The organism is Mycobacterium sp. E1715, from assembly GCF_001667625.1.
Taxonomy (GTDB): Bacteria; Actinomycetota; Actinomycetes; order Mycobacteriales; family Mycobacteriaceae; genus Mycobacterium.
The window spans coordinates 1-5,752 of the sequence record NZ_LZJJ01000340.1 but is presented as its reverse complement, the minus strand read 5'-3'; the positions used below and the strand labels follow the sequence as shown (position 1 = coordinate 5,752).

The following is a 5,752-nucleotide window of genomic DNA, read 5'->3' as shown; positions in this document are numbered from 1 at the left end:
GGGCGCTGGCCAAGGCGCTGGTGTTGCGGGCGCACGTCGACGAGGAGTCGGCGAGCGAAGTGCTCCAGGATCTGTACGCGGCCCACCCGGAAAACGAACAGATCGAACAGGCCCTGTTGGACACCAGCTTTGGGATCGCGACCACCACCGCGGCGCGGATCGAAGCGCGCACCGACCCCTGGGACCCGGACACCGAGCCCAGCGCGGAGGACTTCGTCGATCCCGCGGCCCACGAGCGCAAGGCCGTGTTGCTGCACGAGGCCGAAGTCCAGCTGGCCGAGTTCATCGGCCTCGACGAGGTCAAGAACCAGGTGTCGCGGCTGAAGAGCTCGGTCGCCATGGAGCTGGTGCGCAAGCAGCGCGGCCTCGCTGTCGCACAGCGCGCCCACCACCTCGTGTTCGCCGGGCCGCCCGGCACCGGTAAGACCACGATCGCCCGCGTGGTCGCCAAGATCTATTGCGGCCTCGGGCTTTTGAAGCGGGAAAACATCCGCGAGGTGCACCGCGCCGACCTGATCGGCCAGCACATCGGCGAGACCGAAGCCAAGACCAACGCGATCATCGACAGCGCACTCGATGGGGTGCTGTTCCTCGACGAGGCCTACGCCCTGGTGGCCACCGGCGCGAAGAACGACTTCGGGCTGGTCGCCATCGACACCCTGCTGGCACGGATGGAGAACGACCGCGACCGGCTGGTGGTGATCATCGCGGGATACCGGGCCGATCTGGACAAGTTCCTGGACACCAACGAGGGTCTGCGTTCCCGATTCACCCGCAACATCGACTTCCCTTCGTACGCACCGTCGGAACTCGTCGAGATCGCGAACAAGATGGCCGAGCAGCGCGACAGCGTCTTCGAACAGGCCGCGCTCGACCACATGGAGGCGTTGTTCACCAAGCTGGCCACCGAGTCGACGCCCGACGCCAACGGAATCTCGCGGCGCAACCTGGACATCGCCGGTAACGGTCGATTCGTCCGCAACATCGTCGAACGCTCCGAGGAGGAGCGCGAATTCCGGCTCGACCATTCGGAGCACGCGGGCACCGGGGAATTCAGTGACGAGGAGCTGATGACGATCACCGACCAAGACGTCGAGAACTCGGTGGAGCCGTTGTTGCGCGGACTCGGGCTGTCGGTGCCGGCATGACGAATCCCGAATCCGACGATCGGCGTTCGTTCGCGTCGCGCACGCCGGTCAACGACAATCCCGACAAGGTCGAGTATCGCCGCGGCTTCGTCACCCGGCACCAGGTCAGCGGCTGGCGGTTCGTGATGCGGCGCATCGCTTCCGGGATCGCCCTGCACGACACCAGGATGCTGGTCGACCCGCTGCGCACCCAGTTGCGCGCGGTGCTGATGGGCGTGGTCCTGCTCGCCACCGGCCTGGCGGGCTGCTTCGTGTTCTCGCTGATCCGTCCCAACGGGACGGTGGGCACCAACGCCGTGCTCGCCGACCGGTCGACGGCCGCCCTGTACGTGCGGGTGGGCGAACAGCTGCATCCGGTGCTCAATCTGACGTCGGCCCGGTTGATCGTCGGTAAGCCCGTCAACCCGACAACGGTGAAAAGCACCGAGCTGGACCGGTTTCCGCGCGGAAACCTGATCGGTATCCCGGGCGCACCGGAGCGCATGGTGCAAAACACCACGCGCGATGCCAACTGGACCGTGTGTGACGGCATCGGCGGGACGGCGCACGCCATCCACAGCACCGGCGTCACGGTGATCGCCGGACGCCCCGACAGCGGCGGTGCCCGCGCGGCGAAACTCGACGCCAAACAGGCCGTCCTGGTCGATAGCGGCAACAGTACCTGGCTCCTCTGGGACGGCAGGCGCAGCCAGCTCAACCTGGCCGATCACGCGGTCACCAACGCGCTTGGCTTGGGACTCAACAACACTGAGGTGCCCGCGCCGCGGCCCATTGCACTGGGATTGTTCAACGCCATCCCCGAAGCGCCGTCGCTGACGGCGCCCGCCATCCCGAACGCCGGCGCGCCGGCTGGCTTCAGCGTGCCTGCGCCGATCGGGGCAGTGGTGGTTTCCTATGCCCTGGAACAGAATTCGTCGGGTGCGCCGCGCTACTACGCGGTGTTGCCGGACGGCCTGCAGCCCATCTCCCCGGTGCTCGCGGCGATCTTGCGCAACACCAACTCCTATGGGCTGGACCAGCCGCCTCGGCTGGGCGCCGACGCGGTGGCGAAGCTGCCGGTGTCCCGGATGCTCGACACCGCGCGCTACCCCGACCAGCAGATCACCCTCGTCGACGCGGCCAAAGATCCCGTCACGTGCGCCTATTGGAGCAAGCCCGGCGGCGCCGCCACCAGCTCGCTGAGCCTGCTGGCCGGCTCGGCCCTGCCGATACCCGAATCGATCCGCACCGTCGACCTGGTCGGCGGCGCCTCCCCGGCCACCGCGACGCGCGTCGCCCTGGCGCCGGGCACCGGCTACTTCGCCCAGACCGTCACCGGCGGCGCCGGCGCGCCCGGCACCGGGTCGTTGTTCTGGGTGTCCGACACCGGAGTTCGCTACGGCATCGACAACGAGGCGGAGACCTCGGCCGCCGGGCGTGGCAAAACCGTTGAGGCCCTGGGCTTGAGCGAGCCCGCGGTGCCCGTACCCTGGTCGGTGCTCTCGCTGTTCGCGACCGGCCCGACGCTGTCGCGGGCGGACGCGCTGCTGGCACACGACGGACTGGCGCCCGACACCAAGCCCGGCCGCGTGGCATCAGCAGAGGGAGCGCCCCGATGAGCCGACTCATCTTCGAAGCCCGCCGCCGGCTGGCGCCGCCGGTCACCCGCAAGGGCACCATCAACATCGAGGCGCCGCCCGAGTTGCCACGGGTGATCCCGCCGTCGTTCCTGCGCCGCGCGATGCCGTACGTGCTGGTGATCCTGATCGTCGGTATGGTCGTCGCGCTGTTCGCCACCGGGATGCGGCTGATCTCGCCGCAGACGCTGTTCTTCCCGTTCGTGCTGCTGCTGGCGGCCACCGCGATGTATCGCGGCAACGACAACAAGACGCGCACCGAGGAGGTCGACGCCGAACGCGCCGACTACCTGCGCTACCTCTCGGTGGTCCGCGACAACATCCGCACCCAGGCCGCTCAGCAACGGGCGGCCGCCGAGTGGTCGCACCCCGACCCGGTGGCCCTGGCCGCCGTGCCGGGGTCGCGCAGGCAATGGGAGCGCGATCCGCATGACCCGGACTTCCTGGTCCTGCGCGCCGGCCGCCACCAGGTGCCCCTGAGCACCGCGCTGCGAGTGAACGACACCGCGGACGAGGTCGACCTGGAGCCCGTGTCGCACAGCGCATTACGCGGCCTGCTCGACACCCACCGCGTCGTGCGCGACGTGCCCACCGGGATCGACCTGACCAAGGTCTCGCGGATCACCGTGCTGGGTGAGCCCGATGAGGCGCGGGCGGCGATGCGCGCCTGGCTCGCCCAGGCCGTGACGTGGCACGACCCGACCGTGCTTGGGGTGGCCCTGGTCTCCCGCGACCTGGAGAGCCCAGACTGGTCCTGGCTGAAATGGCTTGCACACGTGGATGTTCCGGGTGAGTTCGACGGCGTGGGCCCGGCGCGCCTGCTGTCGACCAACCCCGACGAGCTGGTCCTGCTGCTGGGCCCCGCGTTCGTCGACCGGCCGGCGTTCACCGGCGAGCCCGCGGACGCGCTGCGGCACCTGCTGATCGTCATCGACGACCCCGACTTCGACCTGAGCACCTCGACGCTCGCGCTCGGCCGCGCGGGAGTCACCGTCGTGCACCGCTCCGCCACCCCGCCGCACCGCGAGCAGTATTCGGACCCGGAGAAGCCGATCCTGCGCGTCGCGAACGGCGCGATCGAGCGCTGGCAGACCGGCGGCTGGCAGCCCTACATCGACGACGCCGACCTGCTCGGCGCCGACGAGGCGGCCCACCTGGCTCGCCAGCTGTCGCGCTGGGACTCCAACCCGACCCACACCGGGCTGCGCTCGGCGGCCACGCGCGGCGCCACCTTCACCACCCTGCTGGGCATCGGCGACGCCTCGCGGCTGGACGTGCCCACGCTGTGGGCGCCGCGCCGCCGCGAGGACGAGTTGCGCGTGCCCATCGGCGTCACCGCGACCGGTGAACCGCTGTTCTTCGACCTGAAGGACGAAGCCGAGGGCGGCATGGGCCCGCACGGTCTGATGATCGGTATGACGGGATCGGGCAAGTCGCAGACGCTGATGTCGATCCTGTTGTCGCTGTTGACAACCCATTCGGCCGACCGTCTGATCGTGATCTACGCCGACTTCAAGGGTGAGGCCGGCGCGGACAGCTTCCGCCATTTCCCACAGGTGGTCGCGGTGATCTCCAACATGGCCGAGAAGAAGTCGCTGGCCGACCGGTTCGCCGACACGCTGCGCGGTGAGGTGGCCCGCCGCGAAACACTGCTGCGCGAGGCTGGCCGCCGCGTGCAGGGCAGCGCGTTCAACTCGGTGGTGGAGTACGAGGGCGCGATCGCGGCGGGGCACGACCTGCCGCCGATCCCGACGCTGTTCGTGGTCGCCGACGAGTTCACCCTGATGCTGGCCGATCACCCCGAATACGCGGAGTTGTTCGATTACGTTGCCCGCAAGGGCCGCTCGTTCCGCATCCACATCCTGTTCGCGTCGCAGACGCTGGACGTGGGCAAGATCAAGGACATCGACAAGAACACCTCGTACCGCATCGGCTTGAAGGTGGCCAGTCCCAGCGTTTCCCGCCAGATCATCGGCGTGGAGGACGCGTACCACATCGAATCGGGCAAGGAGCACAAGGGCGTGGGCTTCCTGGTGCCCGCCCCGGGCGCGACCCCGATCAAGTTCCGCAGCACCTACGTCGACGGCATCTACGACCCGCCGCAGAAGGCCAAGGCCCTTGTGGTGCAGTCCGTTCCGGAGCCCAAGCTTTTCACGGCCGGACGGGTGGAACCGGAGCAGGACATGGTGATCCCGGCCGCCGAGGACGAGGAATTCACCGGCCCGCCACGCAAGCTGATCGCCACGATCGGCGACCAGCTGGCGCGTTACGGTCCGCGAGCCCCGCAGCTGTGGCTGCCGCCGCTGGACGAGCCGATCCCGCTGACCGCGGTACTGGCCCGGGCCGGGGTGCCGCAGCGCCAGTGGCAGTGGCCGCTCGGCGAGATCGACAAACCCTTCGAGATGCGCCGGGACCCACTGGTGTTCGACGCGACCTCGGCGGCCGGCAACATGGTGATCCACGGCGGCCCCAAGTCCGGGAAATCGACCGCGCTGCAGACGTTCATCCTGTCGGCGGCCAGCCTGCACTCGCCGCGCGACGTCACCTTCTACTGCCTGGACTACGGCGGCGGGAAGCTGCGGGCGCTGGAAGACCTGGCGCATGTCGGCAGCGTCGCCTCGGCGCTGGAACCCGAACGCATCCGGCGCACCTTCGGGGAGCTCGAGCAGCTGCTGCTGTCTCGGCAGCGGCGCGAGATGTTCCGGGAAAGGCACGGCGCCGCGCCCGACGACGGTTACGGCGAGGTGTTCCTGGTCATCGACAACCTGTACGCGTTCGGCCGGGACAACACCGACCAGTTCAACACCCGTAATCCGTTGCTGGCCAAGGTGAGCGAACTGGTGAACGTAGGGCTCGCCTACGGCATCCACGTCGTCATCACCACCCCGAGCTGGCTCGAGGTGCCCCTGGCCATGCGCGACGGCCTCGGCCTGCGGCTCGAGCTCAAGCTGCACGACCCGCGGGACAGCAACGTGCGGCTCGTCGGCG

Annotated in this window: 2 protein-coding genes and 1 pseudogene; all 3 read left to right on the top strand. The window is 69.0% G+C overall.

The annotated features are described in order from the left end of the window. A pseudogene (gene eccA3 / locus A9X03_RS17240) lies at positions 1-1,148 on the top strand (type VII secretion system ESX-3 AAA family ATPase EccA3); the annotation flags it as partial. Then, on the top strand, positions 1,145-2,746 hold the full coding sequence (gene eccB / locus A9X03_RS17235; RefSeq protein ID WP_067757581.1) for a type VII secretion protein EccB: 1,602 nt from the start codon (positions 1,145-1,147) through the stop codon (positions 2,744-2,746). The pseudogene eccA3 and the gene eccB, both read left to right, overlap by 4 nt. After that, positions 2,743-5,752, top strand: a 3,010-nt coding sequence (gene eccCa, locus A9X03_RS17230; RefSeq protein WP_068262122.1) for a type VII secretion protein EccCa, incomplete at its 3' end; no start/stop codon positions are given. The genes eccB and eccCa, both read left to right, overlap by 4 nt.